Annotated in this window: 16 protein-coding genes; 13 read left to right on the top strand and 3 right to left on the bottom strand. The window is 72.1% G+C overall.

What is annotated here, in order from left to right; genetic code table 11:
• Window positions 1-74: 74 nt before the first annotated feature.
• The 4 genes from ACR807_RS02910 to ACR807_RS02895 all read left to right on the top strand — a co-directional run bounded on the left by ACR807_RS02910 (window position 75) and on the right by ACR807_RS02895 (window position 3,217).
• Window positions 75-509 carry a DUF983 domain-containing protein gene (locus tag ACR807_RS02910; protein ID WP_438919603.1) on the top strand — a complete coding sequence of 145 codons (435 nt, stop codon included), beginning with the start codon at window positions 75-77 and terminating at the stop codon, window positions 507-509.
• Between the two features lie 67 nt (window positions 510-576).
• The gene (locus ACR807_RS02905) at window positions 577-1,440 is read left to right on the top strand and encodes an Fpg/Nei family DNA glycosylase (RefSeq protein WP_438919602.1); all 864 of its coding nucleotides are present in this window, start codon (window positions 577-579) and stop codon (window positions 1,438-1,440) included.
• A gap of 83 nt (window positions 1,441-1,523) precedes the next feature.
• A complete protein-coding gene (locus ACR807_RS02900; protein ID WP_438919601.1) occupies window positions 1,524-1,790 on the top strand; it encodes a hypothetical protein in 267 nt (88 codons plus the stop codon).
• A gap of 167 nt (window positions 1,791-1,957) precedes the next feature.
• The gene (locus ACR807_RS02895) at window positions 1,958-3,217 is read left to right on the top strand and encodes a sensor histidine kinase (protein WP_438919600.1); all 1,260 of its coding nucleotides are present in this window, start codon (window positions 1,958-1,960) and stop codon (window positions 3,215-3,217) included.
• A gap of 36 nt (window positions 3,218-3,253) precedes the next feature.
• Here the strand turns inward: ACR807_RS02895 and ACR807_RS02890 are convergent, their stop codons facing one another.
• A complete protein-coding gene (locus tag ACR807_RS02890) occupies window positions 3,254-3,421 on the bottom strand; it encodes a hypothetical protein (protein ID WP_438919599.1) in 168 nt (55 codons plus the stop codon).
• Between the two features lie 54 nt (window positions 3,422-3,475).
• Here ACR807_RS02890 and ACR807_RS02885 point away from each other — a divergent pair, with 54 nt between their 5' ends.
• The 8 genes from ACR807_RS02885 to ACR807_RS02850 all read left to right on the top strand — a co-directional run bounded on the left by ACR807_RS02885 (window position 3,476) and on the right by ACR807_RS02850 (window position 11,354).
• A complete protein-coding gene (locus ACR807_RS02885) occupies window positions 3,476-4,339 on the top strand; it encodes a S49 family peptidase (RefSeq protein WP_438919598.1) in 864 nt (287 codons plus the stop codon).
• A 61-nt stretch (window positions 4,340-4,400) separates the two neighbouring features.
• On the top strand, window positions 4,401-5,276 hold the full coding sequence (locus tag ACR807_RS02880; protein WP_438919597.1) for a LytR/AlgR family response regulator transcription factor: 876 nt from the start codon (window positions 4,401-4,403) through the stop codon (window positions 5,274-5,276).
• A gap of 296 nt (window positions 5,277-5,572) precedes the next feature.
• On the top strand, window positions 5,573-5,878 hold the full coding sequence (locus tag ACR807_RS02875) for a hypothetical protein (RefSeq protein ID WP_438919596.1): 306 nt from the start codon (window positions 5,573-5,575) through the stop codon (window positions 5,876-5,878).
• Window positions 5,875-7,665, top strand: a complete 1,791-nt coding sequence (locus ACR807_RS02870) for a sodium/solute symporter (RefSeq protein ID WP_438919595.1) — start codon at window positions 5,875-5,877, stop codon at window positions 7,663-7,665. The genes ACR807_RS02875 and ACR807_RS02870 overlap by 4 nt, the downstream gene beginning before the upstream one ends.
• A 376-nt stretch (window positions 7,666-8,041) precedes the next feature.
• Complete coding sequence (locus ACR807_RS02865) at window positions 8,042-8,389, top strand: DUF485 domain-containing protein (RefSeq protein ID WP_438919594.1); 348 nt, start codon at window positions 8,042-8,044, stop codon at window positions 8,387-8,389.
• Entirely contained in the window at window positions 8,386-9,993 is a 1,608-nt protein-coding gene (locus ACR807_RS02860; RefSeq protein ID WP_438919593.1) for a monocarboxylic acid transporter, read from the top strand. The genes ACR807_RS02865 and ACR807_RS02860 overlap by 4 nt, the downstream gene beginning before the upstream one ends.
• Window positions 9,994-10,099: 106 nt before the next feature.
• Entirely contained in the window at window positions 10,100-10,447 is a 348-nt protein-coding gene (locus ACR807_RS02855; protein WP_438919592.1) for a rhodanese-like domain-containing protein, read from the top strand.
• 1 nt (window position 10,448) lies between these two features.
• Window positions 10,449-11,354, top strand: coding sequence for a DUF4328 domain-containing protein (locus ACR807_RS02850; protein WP_438919591.1), 906 nt, complete (start codon window positions 10,449-10,451; stop codon window positions 11,352-11,354).
• Window positions 11,355-11,504: 150 nt separating this feature from the next.
• Here the strand turns inward: ACR807_RS02850 and ACR807_RS02845 are convergent, their stop codons facing one another.
• Both ACR807_RS02845 and ACR807_RS02840 read right to left on the bottom strand, forming a co-directional pair.
• Window positions 11,505-13,961: an RCC1 domain-containing protein gene (locus ACR807_RS02845; RefSeq protein ID WP_438919590.1), complete on the bottom strand. Its 2,457-nt coding sequence runs from the start codon at window positions 13,959-13,961 to the stop codon at window positions 11,505-11,507.
• Window positions 13,962-14,037: 76 nt separating this feature from the next.
• A complete protein-coding gene (locus tag ACR807_RS02840) occupies window positions 14,038-14,292 on the bottom strand; it encodes a hypothetical protein (RefSeq protein ID WP_438919589.1) in 255 nt (84 codons plus the stop codon).
• 90 nt (window positions 14,293-14,382) lie between these two features.
• Here ACR807_RS02840 and ACR807_RS02835 point away from each other — a divergent pair, with 90 nt between their 5' ends.
• Complete coding sequence (locus ACR807_RS02835; protein ID WP_438919588.1) at window positions 14,383-15,210, top strand: Scr1 family TA system antitoxin-like transcriptional regulator; 828 nt, start codon at window positions 14,383-14,385, stop codon at window positions 15,208-15,210.
• The last annotated feature ends 2 nt before the right edge of the window (window positions 15,211-15,212 follow it).

Below are 15,212 nucleotides of genomic sequence, written 5' to 3'. Positions count from 1 at the left end.
CACCCACGAGGTGCAAGACTTTGCCGGTAGCGTGGGACACGCTGAGTGATCGCTCGACGTCTGAGGAGACGGTGATGACGCGGCTGGTGCGCGGCGCTGACGGCCGGATGTGGACTGTGCGCAGCCAGGTCCAATGGCGCAACCCGGCGGCCGACGCCGACTTCGAGCACGACGTGAGCGGCGGCCACGGCCCCGGCGTGCTGATGCTGACCATCGTGGTCGTGATGGCCGTCGTGCTGGTGGCCTGGACGCCCGCCGACGTAGTCGTGCCCGCCTGGCTGATCGTGGCGCTGGTGCTGCTGTTCCTGTTCTTCCCGGTCCGCTGGGCGCTGCGCCGGCCGTGGGTGGTGGCGGCGGAGTCGAAGAAGACCGACGAGCTGCCGCCGGAGCGGTGGGTCGGCACGGTGCGCGGCATCCTGGTCGTGCGCGACGAGGTCGCCAAGGTGGCCCGCAAGATCGAGATGTACTCGCTGCCCGACCTGGACGGCCCGCTCCAGCCGGTCGACTGAACCCACCGGACCGGCCCGCCGGTGTCACCCGGTCGACTGAACGCCGTCGGCGGGTGACACTGGACGCGTGCCGGAACTCCCCGAGGTCGAGGCCCTCGCCCACCACCTGCGCGAGCACGCGGTCGGCCGCACCGTGCACCGGGTGGACGTCTCGTCGTTGCAGGTGCTCAAGACGGTCGCGCCGCCCTGGACGGAGCTCCAGGGCCGGGAGGTGACGGGCGCCGGCCGGTTCGGCAAGCACCTCGACCTGGACTGCGGCGGCCTGCACCTCGTGGTGCACCTGGCGCGCGCCGGGTGGCTGCGCTGGTCGGAGCACCTGTCCGCGGTCCCGCCCAAGCCCGGCCGGGGCCCGCTGGCGCTGCGCGTGCACCTCGGCCCGCCGGGGGAGGGGCCCGGGTTCGACCTGACCGAGGCGGGCACCAGGAAGGGCCTGGCGGCGTGGGTCGTGGCCGACCCGCGCGAGGTGCCGGGCGTCGCGCGGCTCGGGCCGGACGCGCTGTCGGTGACCCGCACGCAGCTGGAGGACCTGTTCGCCGGCCGCACCGAGCGCCTCAAGACCGCGCTGACCGACCAGACCGTCCTGGCCGGGGTGGGCAACGCCTACTCCGACGAGATCATGCACACCGCGCGCCTGTCGCCCTACGCGACGGCCGGGAAGCTGCCCGCCGAGGCGCTGGACCGGCTGCACGAGGCGCTGGTCGGCGTCCTGACCGACGCCGTGGAGCGGTCGGTGGGGCAGGGCTCGGCCACCCTGAAGGGCGAGAAGCGGTCGGGGCTGAGGGTGCACGCGCGGACCGGCCTGCCGTGCCCCGTGTGCGGTGACGCGGTGCGCGAGGTGTCGTTCGCCGACAAGGCGTTCCAGTACTGCCCGACGTGCCAGACGGGCGGCAGGCCGCTGGCCGACCGCCGGATGTCACGCCTGCTGAAGTAGGTCACACGTCCGGGTGGACCCGTGCTTGTGCACGCCCTGCCCGGCAACTCCCCCTGGTGACAGCTCGACCACTTGGAGGAGTCATGGACATCCGCATCGCCGCCGCCGTCACCGGTGCCGCCCTGAGCCTGGCGACCATCGCCGGCGTGGCCGCCGCGTCCTCGGACACGCCCCCGGCCGCGAGTACCGGGAGCGGCACCTTCGACGCCCAGGAGCGGGTCACGCTGTGCGAGATCCTGGAGGAGGCCGGCCTGTACGACGAACCGGACATGGAGGAGCTGCTCGCGTTCCTCGGGTGCGACGTCGAGGAGACGACCACCAGCACGACGTCCGACGCGCCGGCCAACTGAGGCCGCCGGGGCGCGGTTCGGTGGTCGGATCGCGCCCACTCTCCGTCACCGCCTCGCTGTTCTGTCACTCGATCGGGTAGGCAACCGGTCACGGCCGCCGCCAATTCATCGGATGTGCACGTGTCCGGCCGCCGATCCCCTTGCCTACGCGGCCCCCACGGCACAGCATGGACGCCGTGCGTGACCTCCTGACCGAGCGCGCGGTCCTCGGCGTCATCGCGACCCTGGCCGTCCTCGGCCTCTTCGTGATGCTGTGCCGTGCCCGCAGGGTGAGCACGTCGGTCGAGGACGCCGTGATGGACATGCTGCACCGCATGTCCAAGGCGTCCGCCGACCTGCGCGAGGGCCTGACCGAGGACGCCGCCAACAAGGCCACCCCGCACCTGCGGGAGATGCTGCGCTGCGTCGCCGTCGGCATCACCGACCACGAGGGCACGCTGCTGTCCTGGGACGGCGAGGCGAACGACCACTACGAGTTCCTGCGCACGTTCATCGAGCGCGCCATCGGCGAGGGCCACAAGGAGCACGTCGAGCACAAGAAGCTCGACTGCGAGCTGCCCGGCCCGTGCCTGCTGCACAGCGCGGTGATCGTGCCCCTGGTGGTGGAGAACGAGGTCGCGGGCACGCTGATCGTGGTCAGCGGGGTCGCGAACAAGCGCCAGATCCGGATGGCCGAGGAGACCGCGCGGTTCGTCTCCACCCAGCTTGAGCTGGAGGTGCTCCAGAAGTCCCGGCAGGCGCTGGCGCAGGCCGAGGTGCGGGCGCTGCGGGCGCAGATCTCGCCGCACTTCGTCTACAACGCGCTCAACACGATCTCGTCGCTGATCCGCACCGACCCGGCGCACGCCCGCGAGCTGCTCCAGGAGTTCGCCGAGTTCACCCGCTACTCGTTCCGCACCGACGGCTTCTTCACCACGCTGTCCGACGAGCTGACCAACATCCACCGCTACCTGACCATCGAGCAGGCCCGGTACGGCGCGCGCCTCAACGTGCGGCTCAAGATCGCGCCCGAGGTGCTCCAGGTCGTGCTGCCGTTCCTGGTGCTGCAACCCCTGGTGGAGAACGCGGTCCGGCACGGCCTGGCCAAGAAGCCCGGCGGCGGGCTGCTCACGATCATCGCCGAGGACAACGGCGCGGAGGCGTTGATCTCGGTCGAGGACGACGGCGTCGGCATGGACCCGGACCGGTTGTTCGAGGACCTCAAGGACGCCCACCAGACCGGCGCGCACGTCGGCCTGGGCAACATCAACCACCGGATGCGGGCGGTGTTCGGCGACGACTACGCCCTCGTCGTGGAGACCGCGCCGGACGCCGGCATGAAGATCATCCTGAAGATCCCCAAGTACAGCCGGGGCGTGCGCACGAACCTGCCGCTGGTGCCGCCGAGGCTGGAGGACACCACCGAGCAGCCCGCGATCAGGGCCTGACCACCCGGGCCGGGCCCGGCGACCGGGCCCCGACCGTCAGGCGGCGGCCACCGCCAGCGCGGCGACCACCATCACCGCGCACACCGACCACGTGATCCACATCCAGTAGACGTGCATCGTCGTCGGCCCGTCCGGGTTCTTCTTGCCCCGGTCGTCCCACCACTCGACGTAGCGTTCGAGCCACCGGATCGGGTTGAACGTCACCGCCCGATGTTAGCTCTGCCACTCGACCGCGCCGCTGCACGTAAGGTCGTGGGCATGAGCGTGACGGACAAGATCGCCCGGTTGCCCAGGATCGTCGGTGAGCGGACCGAGCGCGGCCCCGTGGTGGCCGCCGTCCGCCTGCACGGCGTCATCACCCCCACGCCCACCCCGATGGCGCGCAACACCATCAGCGCCCAGACCGTCGAGACCGCGCTGACCCGCGCGTTCGACCACGACCGGCTGGTGGCCGTCGCGCTGCTGGTCAACTCGCCCGGCGGCGCGCCCACGCAGTCCGCGCTGGTCGCCGAGCGCGTCCGCGAGCTGGCGGCGAAGAAGCGGGTGCCCGTCCTGGCGTTCTGCGAGGACGTCGCGGCCTCCGGCGGCTACTGGCTGGCCTGCGCGGGCGACGAGATCTACGCCCACGGCACGTCCCTGGTGGGGTCGATCGGCGTGGTCAGCTCCGGGTTCGGCCTCGACGGCCTGATCGGGAAGTACGGCGTGGAGCGCCGCGTGCACGCGGCGGGCGACAACAAGGTGCGCCTCGACCCGTTCTCCCCGGAGAAGCCCGAGGACGTCGAGTGGCTCAAGGGCCTCCAGGCCGAGCTGCACGAGCAGTTCGCGGCGTGGGTCCGCGAGCGCCGCGGGACCAAGCTCAAGGGCACCGACGACGAGCTGTTCAACGGCGAGGTGTGGACCGGCGCGAAGGCCCTCGAACTCGGCCTGGTCGACGGGATCGGCACGCTGCGCAGCGTCGTCGCCAAGCGCTACCCGGACGCCGAGATCGCCGTCGCCGAGCCCCGCCGCCCCTTCCTCGCCCGCTTCGGGCTGGCCGGCGCCACCACCCGATCGGGGGACTTCCTGCTGGAGGGCCTCGCCGCCCTGGAGGAGCGGTCGCGCTGGTCGCGATTCGGCTTGTGACGCCGGGGCCGGTAACAGGTCCGGCAACCGGCGTAGACAGCGACCCCGCTCGATGGGCAAGATGCGCGGCACAGTGAGTACACCCAAGAACCCCAACACCCCGAAGAACACCGACGGCGCCGGTCTCCTCGTCCTGGCGGTGGACGACGAGGCCCCCGGCCTGAGCGAGATCAAGTACCTGCTGGAGAGCAGCCCGCACATCAGGCGCGTGCTCACGGCCTTCGACGCCGCCGAGGCGCTGCGCATCCTCCGGGGCGACTACGACGCCGAGGTGATGGACCGCCAGAAGGCCGGCCTGCCGCCGGTCGACGCGGTGTTCGCGGACATCAACATGCCGGGGCTGAGCGGCACGGACCTCGCGCGCGTGCTGGGCGCGTTCCGCGCGCCGCCGGCGCTGGTGTTCGTGACGGGCGTCGAGCACTCGGAGGCCGTGGTGGCCTTCGAGGTGGGCGCGCTGGACTTCGTGACGAAGCCGATCAACGAGGACCGGGTCAACAAGGCCATCTCGCGGGTCGTCGAGCGGGTCGCGTCGACCCCGACGGCCCTGCCCGAGCCGACCGCGGCGGCCGAACCGCAGGACGACGAGGTGATCCCGGTCGAGCTGGGCGGCACGATCAAGCTCGTGCCCCGGGCCACCGTCCGGTACGTGGAGGCGCAGGGCGACTACGCCCGCCTGCACACCAACGACGGCGCGAGCCACCTCGTGCGCATCCCCCTGGCCCAGCTGGAGGACCGCTGGGAGAACGCCGGGTTCGTGCGCATCCACCGGTCCTACCTGGTGGCGCTGCCGCTGGTGACCGAGCTGCGCATGACGTCGAACGGGTACGCGGTGGTGATCGGCTCCGGCGACGACGCGAAGGAGCTGCCGGTGAGCCGGCGGCACACGCGCGAGCTGAAGGAGCGGCTCGTCCGACCGCCCAAGAGCAGTTGGGGATGACCGAGCACCCCGGCCCGCCCGGGCAACCGGACCAGCCGCCGCCCGCCGGGCGCGACACCTGGTCGCCGGTGCCGGGCGCGGCGGTCCCCGTCCCACCCGCGTACGGCCGGTCCGCGTCCGGTTCGTCCGCACCCGGCCCGCCGGCTCACGGTTCGACCACGCCCGGTTCGTCCGCGTCCGGTTCGTCGGCTCCCGGCTCGTCAACTCCCGGTTCGCCGGTTCCGGGTTCGCCGGCCCCGGGGCGGAAACCGCGTCGCCGGCGGGTGGTGCTGGCCGACCCGAAGGGGCGCGGTCGCGTGCTGCGCACCATCATCGAGCTGGAGGAGCAGACCAGCGTCGGCGAGAAGCTGATCCGCGACCTCATCCGCCAGCAGCTGCGCACCGGCCTGGCGCTCGGCGGCACGACGCTGCTGTTCCTCGCCGCGCTGCCGGGGGTGTTCTTCGCGCTGCCCCAGCTCTCGGACGTGCACCTGCTGGGCGTGCGGCTGCCGTGGGTGCTGCTGGGCCTGCTGCCGTTCCCGCTGTGCTACGGCGTCGGCTACGCCTACCGCAGGCTCGCCGAGCGGCACGAGCAGGACTTCGTGAACTCGGTGGACCGGTGATCCAGAACCTGTGGAGCCTGGGGCTCGTCGCCCTGGTCGCCGCGCTGACGTTCCTGCTGGGCTACGTGGGCTCGCGGCGGGCGAACACCACGCCGGACTTCCTGGTGGCGCGGCGCGCGATCCCGGCGACCCGCAACGCCGCCGCCATCTCCGGCGAGTACCTGTCGGCCGCGTCGTTCCTCGGCGTCGCCGGGCTGGTGCTCAAGGACGGCGTCGACGCGCTGTGGTACCCGATCGGCTTCACCGCGGGCTACCTGGCGATGATGCTGTTCGTGGCGGCGCCGCTGCGGCGGTCCGGCGCGTACACGCTGCCCGACTTCGCCGAGGCCCGCCTCGGGTCGTCGAACCTGCGCCGGTTCTGCACGTTCTTCGTGATCTGCATCGGCGTGCTGTACCTGGTGCCGCAGCTCCAGTCGGCCGGGCTGACGCTGAACACGATCACCGGCCTGCCCGCGTGGCTCGGCGGCGCGGTGGTCATCGCGATCGTGGTGGTGAACGTGCTGGGCGGCGGGATGCGGGCGATCACGCTCGTGCAGGCGTTCCAGTACTGGGGCAAGCTGTTCGCCATCGCCGCGCCGACGTTCGTGCTGTTCACGCTGTTCGCGGCGGGACCGGGCAACGGCGCGCAGGCGGTCGACTCGGACGGCGTGCTGCGGTTCCACGAGGACGTGTCCGTGACGACCACCGAGCCGGTGCGGGTGCGGGTGGGCGTGCCGCTGGAGCTGTCCGCGACCGGCCTGGTCAACGGGGCGCGGGCGGACGGCGAGGTCTACTGGACGGCCGGCGCGCACACCGTGGGCGCGGACACCGAGCTGCGGTTCACCGCGGGCACGCCGGTGCCGGTCGTGGAGGGCGCGCCGGCGGACAACGCCGACTGGCTGCGCCCGCAGACCGGCGGCGCGGCCGAGCTGTTCGAGACCTACTCGCTGATCTTCGCGACGTTCCTCGGCACCATGGGCCTGCCGCACGTGCTGGTCCGCTTCTACACCAACCCCGACGGCCGGGCCGCCCGCCGGACCGCGCTGCACGTGATCTACCTGCTCGGCCTGTTCTACCTGTTCCCCACGGTGCTGGGGGTGATCTCGCGCCAGTACCTGCCGCAGCTCCTGGTGACCGGCACGACGGACGCCGCGGTGCTGCTGCTGCCGACCACCGTGCAGCCCAACCTGCTCGGCCAGGTGCTGGGCGCGGTCGTGGCGGCGGGCGCGTTCGCCGCGTTCCTGTCCACCTCGTCCGGCCTGGTCGTCTCGGTCGCCGGGGTGGTGTCGACGGACATCCTGCCGGGCAAGGTGCGTGACTTCCGCTGGGCCACGGTGCTGACCGGCGCGGTGGCGATCCTGCTGGCGCTGGCGCTGCCGCGCTCGGACGCCTCGCTGACCGTGGCGATGTCGTTCGCGCTGGCCGCGTCCACGTTCTGCCCGCTGCTGGTGCTGGGCATCTGGTGGCGCGGGTTGACGTGGGTGGGCGCGATGGCGGGCATGGTCGTCGGCGGCGGCCTGGTGCTCGGCTCGCAGGTCGTCACGGTGGTCAGCTCGTACACGGGGGACTGGGCGCCGTCGGTGTTCTCGCAGCCGGCCCTGGTGACGGTGCCGGTGGCGTTCCTGACCATGGTCGTGATCAGCGGGTTGACGTCGCGGCGCAGGCCCGAGGACGTCAACCAGATCCTGCTGCGCTTCCACGCGCCGGACCCGCTGGGCTTCATCCGCGACCGCGACGTGCAGCGGTTCGGCTCGGCGGAGGAGAAGGCGCTCCAGGAGGGCGCGCGCCGGGACGGGCCGTCGTCCTGACGTGATCCGGAGCACCCCGCGGGGGGCTCGTCGCGGCGTGGTCCGGACCTCTCCGCGGGCGGTGGCACCACGGCCGCGCGGGCCTGACCAGCGGCGCACTCCTTCGGCCGCAGGCGTGGTAGCAGGGAGTGCGTGAAGGTCTCGAACGGGTGTAGATAAGACATCCGATCCGGTTAGCGGTGATGTCGATCACCCCAGTGGCGGTTCGTCTCAGCATTCATACCGCTCATCGCATCACTCGACTGTTGAGCGCAAGGCCACGTCCGGGGTCTTTCAGACGTGAGCCAGGTCTCCCTACGGTGCACGGCGTATCAGGAACGCACCAGGAGGCATTACGTGCCGTTCACACCGTCGTCAAACACGCGAGGAGGGGACCGTGAGCACCTCTGAGCAGCACACCCCCGACACCCAGGGCGCTCACAACTGGGTGGAAGTGCAGGAGAGCGCGGACTTCCGGGAACTGCGCCGTCGCCTGCGCAATTTCGTGTTCCCGATGGCCGGCCTGTTCCTGGCCTGGTACCTGCTGTACGTCCTGCTCGCCGACTACGCCCACGGCTTCATGTCGACGAAGGTCTTCGGCAACATCAACGTGGGCCTGATCCTCGGCCTCCTCCAGTTCGTGTCGACGTTCGCCATCACCACGCTGTACGTCCGGCACGCGAACAAGCACCTCGACCCCAAGGCGGAGAAGCTCCGCTCCGAGATCGAAGGGGGTCGGGCGTGAACGGCAACCCCTGGCTCAACATCGGCATCTTCGGCATCTTCGTCGCGGCGACCCTCGTGGTCGTCATCCGCGCGAGCCGGAACACGAAGACCGCCGCCGACTACCTCGCCGCCGGCCGCGCGTTCACCGGCCCGCAGAACGGCGTCGCCATCGCGGGCGACTACCTGTCCGCCGCGTCGTTCCTCGGCATCGCGGGCGCCATCGCGGTGAACGGCTACGACGGCTTCCTGTACTCCATCGGCTTCCTGGTCGCGTGGCTCGTCGCGCTGCTGCTGGTCGCGGAGCTGCTCCGCAACACCGGCAAGTACACGATGGGCGACGTGCTGGCGTTCCGGATGCGGCAGCGCCCGGTCCGCGCCGCCGCGGCGACGTCCACCATGGCCGTGTCGTTCTTCTACCTGCTGGCCCAGATGGCGGGCGCGGGCGGCCTCGTCGCCCTGCTGCTCGGCATCACCGGCAAGCTCGGCCAGGCCCTCGTGATCGCCGTCGTCGGCGCGCTGATGATCGCCTACGTGCTGATCGGCGGCATGAAGGGCACCACCTGGGTGCAGATCATCAAGGCGGTGCTGCTGATCATCGGCGCCGGCGTGATGACGATCTGGGTGCTCGGCAAGTTCGGCCTGAACCTGTCGTCGCTGCTCGGCGCGGCCGTCGACAACGCCCCGAAGGCCGGCGAGAAGCTCCTCGGCCCGGGTCTCCAGTACGGCGCGACCGGCACGTCCAAGCTGGACTTCCTGTCGCTGGCCCTCGCCCTGGTCCTCGGCACGGCCGGCCTGCCGCACATCCTGATGCGCTTCTACACCGTGCCGACCGCCAAGGAAGCCCGCCGCTCGGTCGTCTGGGCGATCTGGCTGATCGGCCTGTTCTACCTGTTCACGCTGGTCCTGGGCTACGGCGCGGCGGCGCTCGTCGGCCCCGACAAGATCAACGCGGCACCCGGCAAGGCGAACTCGGCGGCCCCGCTGCTCGCCGAGGCACTGGGCGGCCCGCTGCTGCTCGGCCTGATCGCCGCGGTCGCGTTCGCCACGATCCTCGCCGTGGTGGCCGGCCTGACGATCACCGCGTCGGCGTCGTTCGCGCACGACATCTACGCCAACATCATCCGCAAGAACGGCCACGACGGCGCGGTCAAGGACAAGGACGACGAGATCGCCGAGGTGAGGGTGGCGCGGCGCACCGCCATCGTCATCGGCATCGTGTCGATCCTCGGCGGCATCGCGGCCAACGGCCAGAACATCGCGTTCCTGGTGGCGCTCGCGTTCGCGGTGGCGGCGTCGGCGAACCTGCCGACCATCCTCTACTCGCTGTTCTGGAAGCGCTTCAACACCGCGGGCGCGCTGTGGAGCATCTACGGCGGCCTCGCCGTGACGATCACGCTGATCGTCCTGTCGCCGGCCGTGTCCGGGAAGCCGACCTCGATGTTCCCGAACGCCGACTTCGACCTGTTCCCGCTGTCCAACCCGGGCATCGTGTCGATCCCGGTGGCGTTCATCCTCGGTTACGTCGGCACCGTGCTGTCGAAGGAGAACGACAAGGAGAAGTACGCGGAGATGGAGGTGCGGGCGCTCACCGGCGTCGGCGCCGAGAAGGCGACCGCGCACTAGCCGCTGTCGCCCACTCACCGCGGTCGCACCGCCCACGCCGGCCGTCATCCTTTCGGGGAGGCGGCCGGCATGGTCCTCATCTCCTGTTCAACAAGGGCGTGGCAGCATGGTGTCCGTGACCGTTCCGAGCGTTGACGTGACCGACGTGCCCGCCGAACTCCCCGCCGGGAAGGTGCTGCTCGACGTCCGCGAGGCCGACGAGTGGGCCGCCGGGCACGCCCCGGGTGCCGTGCACATCCCGATGAGCGAGCTGGCGGGCCGGCTGGACGAGCTGCCCGGCGACAGCGAGCTGTACGTGGTGTGCCGCGTGGGCGGCCGGTCGGCGCGGGTCGTGCAGTACCTGAACGCCAACGGCTGGGAGGCCACCAACGTCGACGGCGGCATGCAGGTCTGGGCCGCCCGGGGCCGCCCGCTGGTGACCGAGGTCGCCGGCGCGGAGCCCGAGGTCATCTGACGTGGCGCTCCGGCCGATGCGCGTGGACTGGGTGGCGACCCCGCCACCCGGCGCGTACCCGCACCGCCGCCTCGGCCGACCGCGCCAGGACTACCAGGGGCCGCCGTCCTACCCGGTGCCGCCGCGCTGGGGCTTCCCGCTGCTGGCGTGGCGCTGGCCCACCTCCGTGGCGACGGACGCCGAGGAGCCCGTCGACTCGGTCGACCGGGTCCAGCGCCTGGCCCGCACCGCCTCGCACGCCCTCGGCCTGGCCGCGCTCACCGGCCTGTGGGCCGCGGGCAGCGAGGTGTGGCGCTACGTCCTGCTCCTGCTCAGCCGCTACGGCGCGCTGTCGGGGTCCACGGTCGGCGTGTCGGACGCGATGGTCGTGTCCTCGTCGTTCGTCATGCTGGTCGCGACCGCGATGGCCGCCGTCTTCACGCTGCTGTGGCTGCGCCGGGCCCGCCGGGCCGCCGCGAGCGCCGCCGGCTACGCCCCGTCCCGCTCGGACGCCCAGGTCCTGGTCGGCCTGCTCGTCCCGGGCGTCAACCTGGTCGTGCCCGGTTCCGTGGCCGCCGAGCTGGAGCACGCCGCCCTGCGCCTGCCCGCCACCGCCCGCCCGCGCCCGTCCCGGCTGCTCCGCTGGTGGTGGGGCACGTGGGCGTTCACCTTCCTGTTCTCCGCGTTCACGATCGCCTGGTCGTTCCGCGACAGCGTGCAGGCCATGGCGGACGGCGTCCTGCTGCACGCCGTCGCCGACCTGCTGGCCACCGCGACGGCCGTCCTCACCGCCGTGGTCGTGCGCCGGACGACGACGTGCCTGCTGCCGGTGGACCCGGCCGCGATGCGCCGGATGCGCGTGGTCGGCGTGAAGGACGCCCCGGCGCCCGAGCTGCGCACCTTCCGCGCCGCCGGCTCACCGCGCTAGGCCGCCGCGCCTGACCGCCGCGCCTGACCACCGCGTGTCCCGCCAGTGGGACGCGGGCAGGTGCGTGGGCAGGGGCGCTGACGGGTGCGCTGACACGAGGACGGCGCCGGCCTGAGCCGACGCCGTCCCGTGGTGGAGCAGGTGGAACCGCTAGCCCGCCACGATCGCGAACTGGCCGATGCCGCCCGCGGCGACCTCCGACACACCGGTGATCGACGTGGTCACCGGGCTGCTGACGCGGCACGCCGAGGTCAGCGGGAACTGGTCGCACGAACCGGCCGTGCCGTTGCCCACGCTGCCGGACTCGCCGTTGTAGCCCCACGCCAGGACCGAGCCGTCGGCCTGGCGCACCAGCGTCGTCCCGTACGAGCTGTCGATCGACGACGGGTTGACCACGTTCGGGACCTTCACCGGGTAGTCGGACCGGCAGGAGTTGCCGTTGCCCAGCTCGGTGCACTCCCACCCGTTGCCGAGCGAGCCCCAGAAGTCGTTGCCCCAGGCCCACAGGGCGCCGTTCGCGGTCACCGCGTAGCCGACCTCCTCGCCGCCGGCGATCTTGACGACGTCGGTCAGGCCCCGCACCTGCGCCGGCGCGTTGCCGGTCTCCAGCGCGGCGCCGGTGCCGGTCTCACCGGCGAAGTTCCGGCCCCACGACCACACGGTGCCGTCGGAGCGCAGCGCGTACGCCGTCTCCAGCGTGCCCGTCGCGATGGCGGTGATCCGCGTGCCGGTCGGCAGCGGCAGCGACACCCTCACCGGGGTGCCGGCCGGGCAGGACTGGCCCGCCGGGCACGTGCCCGCGCCCAGGCCGCCCCACTCGTCGCTGCCCCACGCCCACACCGTGCCGTCGGACTTCAGCGCGTACGCGGTCGCGTGCGTGGCGGCGATGGCCGTCACCCCGGTCAGGCCCTGGACCTGCACCGGGACGGGCGAGTCGTACCCGCCGACCGTGCCGAGCTGCCCGTAGTAGTTCTCGCCCCACGCCCACACGGTGCCGTCGGACTTCAGCGCGTAGCCGGACCCGGTACCGGCGTCCACGGCGGTCACGCCGGTCAGGCCGGCCACCCGCAGCGGCACCGGGGAGCTGCCGTCGTAGCCGCCCGCGCCGAGCTGCCCGTAGTAGTTGTCGCCCCAGGACCACACGGTGCCGTCCGAGCGCCGCGCGTACGCGGTGAACGGACCCGCCTCCACCGCGGTGGCGTTGGACAGCCACGGCCGCTGGGTCGGCGTCGTGCCGTAGGCCAGGTTGCCGCCCCAGCCGTGCAGGCACGCGCCGGTGCACGCCGTCGGCGTGGCGAAGAAGCCCGCCACGTCGGCGATCAGGTGCGTCCAGCCGCTGTTGTTGTAGAGCGACATGCGCACGTCGCCCTGGAGCGCGACGACCGCGGCGTTCGCGGTGTCCTGCCCCGGGAACAGGTTCAGGTTCGACGTGGTCGGCCTGCCGGAGCCGGCCGCGTACGCCGTCACGTGCGTGTCCTGCGTCACGCCGGTGCCGGTCAGGTTGACCACCACGGCGGTGGCGGTCGACGCGATCCTGGGCGCGAGGTCGACGGTCCGCACCGACGCCGGGCCGACCGCGCCGCCCGTCGAGTACCGGGTGTCCAGGGCGCGCGACGGCGCCACCGGGAAGAAGCGCTGCCCGCGGTCGCCGGCGTAGTAGCCGACCAGGTCCGCGATCAGGTGCGTGCTGCCCGCGTTGTTGTAGAGCGTGACCCGGCGGTTCGTGCCGAGGGCGACCGTCACCAGGTTCGGCGCGATCTGCCCGGCGACCAGGTTCAGGTTCGAGACGTTGGGCCGCGAGCCGCCGGTCGGGTAGGCGACCACGTGCGTGTCGGCGGTCGGCAGCACGCCGGTGAGGTTGAACGTCACCGACGTCGCCGTGGTGGGCACCAGGCCCGACAGGTCGACGTCGCGCGCCGTGCCCGCGCCGAGCGCGCCGCCCGCGAGGCGGGTGTCCAGCGCCCGGGTCGGCGACGTCGTGGTGAACCGCGACGAGCCGCCGTCCGAGACGTAGTAGCCGGCGAGGTCCGCGATCAGGTGGACGAAGCCCGCGTTGTTGTAGAGGAAGGCCGACCGGGTCGCCCGGTCCAGCGCCACGGTGACCTGGTTCGCCCGGATCTCGCCCGGCCGGAGGTTGAGGTTCGAGACCTCGGGCACCTCGGAGTCGTTCGGGGCCACCCGGATGTGGGTGTCCTCGGTGGCCTGGAGGCCGGTCAGGTTCAGCACCACCGCCGTCGCCGACGCGGGCAGCCGCGAGGCGAGGTCGACGTACACGCCGTACCCGACCGGACCCGCCGGCGCGCCGGTGCCGTTGCGGCTGTCCAGCACGCGCACGGGGGTCGTCGGGACGAACGTCGAACCCTCGTCGACGGCCTGGTTCGCCGCCACGTCGGCGGCCGACGCGGTGCCGGCCTGCGCGCTGCGGTCCTGCGCGCCGGGGGCCGGTGCTCTCCGGTCCTTCGTCCTGCTCGACTTCGCGGCGTCGATCGACATCCTGTCGACCTGGTCGACCACCGCGCGGTCCGCCGGCTCGGCCTGCGCCGCGGCGGGCTGGAGCCCGGTCACGACGAGAGCGCCGGCGCACAACGGCAAGAGCCATCTTCGCATGTGTTCCCCCCAAAGGAATCCTGATGAGCCGGGACAACATATGCCGGGCACGTGCCGAAAAGCGATACCCCGCCCGTCACACCGCCGCCGCGTCCTCGTCCTCTTCGTCCTCCTCCTCGAACTCCCACACCAGGACCAGCGGTACGCGCCGGCCGTACCGGGCCAGCGCCGACTCCGCCGACCGGTGTTGGCCGAGCATCGTGCGGCCGGTCACCGGGTCGCGCCGGTAGACCACGGCGGTCGCCGTGTCGTCCTCCATGATCTCCATGCCCCACGCGAAGATCCGGGTGCGGTCGGCGGCGTCCACGAGGCTGAAGAGGTTCGCTTCCACGGGACCCACTGTCCGGCGGGAGATCCGCGTCGACCCATGGGGTGAACCGGGAATCCCACATCCGACGATCCCGCCGGACCATGCTGACGCGTGCCCACTCCACCACCGTTCCGCCGCCGTCGGTTGGGGAAGAAGCTCGCCCGGATGCGGGTCTCGGCCAAGCTGACCCTGGACGACGCCGCGAAGGCCCTGTACCGGACCAGGTCGACGCTGCACCGGATCGAGCGGGGGGAGACGATCCTCGACGTCCACCTCGCCAAGTCGATGATGGACCTCTACGACCAGTACGACCCCGACCTGCTGGAACAGGCCGTCCGGGCCCGGGAGCCGGGCTGGTGGACCACCTACGGGATCGAGAACCAGGGGTACGTCGACGTCGAGACGGAGGCGGCGAGGGTCCGCGAACTCTCCCTGCTGGTCGTCCCGGGGCTGCTCCAGACCGGCGAGTACATGCGCGCCCTGTTCGCGGCGCACCGCCTGACCCGCACGAAGCGCTGGTTGGAGAACGACATCCGGGTGCGCCGGATCAGGCAGGAGCGACTGACCGACCGGTGCGACCCCCTGAGGCTGGACGCGATCATCGACGAGGCGGCCCTGCGGAAGTCGGTCGGCGGGACCGAGGTGATGCGCGCGCAACTGCGGCACCTGAGGGAGATGGCGGACCTGCCCAACGTGTCGATCCGCCTGCTGGCCGACGCCGGGGGCGCGCACGCGGGCATGATGGGGAGCTTCGCCCTGCTCAGCTTCGCCGACCCCCTCGAACAGCCGGTGCTGTTCATCGAGCACATGGCGGGGGCGGTGCACATCGAGGAGGAGAACCAGCTGCGCGAGGCTAGTCTGGAGTTCGAGCACCTGGCTTCCCAAGCGCTGGGCCCTGAGGAGTCGGTCGCCCTTGTCGAGCGGGTCCTGGCCGGGTGAGA

Source organism: Saccharothrix sabaoui (assembly GCF_051756985.1).
Classification (GTDB): Bacteria; Actinomycetota; Actinomycetes; order Mycobacteriales; family Pseudonocardiaceae; genus Actinosynnema.
The sequence above is the reverse complement of the archived record's forward strand: the minus strand, read 5'-3'. Positions and strand labels throughout refer to the sequence as shown.

What these genes read in the sequence shown, in the direction of transcription:
- ACR807_RS02855 (WP_438919592.1), top strand. Translation starts at nt 10,100, where the DNA reads ATGGTGTCCGTGACCGTTCCGAGCGTTGACGTGACCGACGTGCCCGCC.
- ACR807_RS02885 (WP_438919598.1), top strand. Translation starts at nt 3,476, where the DNA reads ATGAGCGTGACGGACAAGATCGCCCGGTTGCCCAGGATCGTCGGTGAG.
- ACR807_RS02910 (WP_438919603.1), top strand. Translation starts at nt 75, where the DNA reads ATGACGCGGCTGGTGCGCGGCGCTGACGGCCGGATGTGGACTGTGCGC.
- ACR807_RS02900 (WP_438919601.1), top strand. Translation starts at nt 1,524, where the DNA reads ATGGACATCCGCATCGCCGCCGCCGTCACCGGTGCCGCCCTGAGCCTG.
- ACR807_RS02845 (WP_438919590.1), bottom strand. Translation starts at nt 13,961, where the DNA reads ATGCGAAGATGGCTCTTGCCGTTGTGCGCCGGCGCTCTCGTCGTGACC.
- ACR807_RS02880 (WP_438919597.1), top strand. Translation starts at nt 4,401, where the DNA reads ATGCGCGGCACAGTGAGTACACCCAAGAACCCCAACACCCCGAAGAAC.
- ACR807_RS02895 (WP_438919600.1), top strand. Translation starts at nt 1,958, where the DNA reads ATGGACGCCGTGCGTGACCTCCTGACCGAGCGCGCGGTCCTCGGCGTC.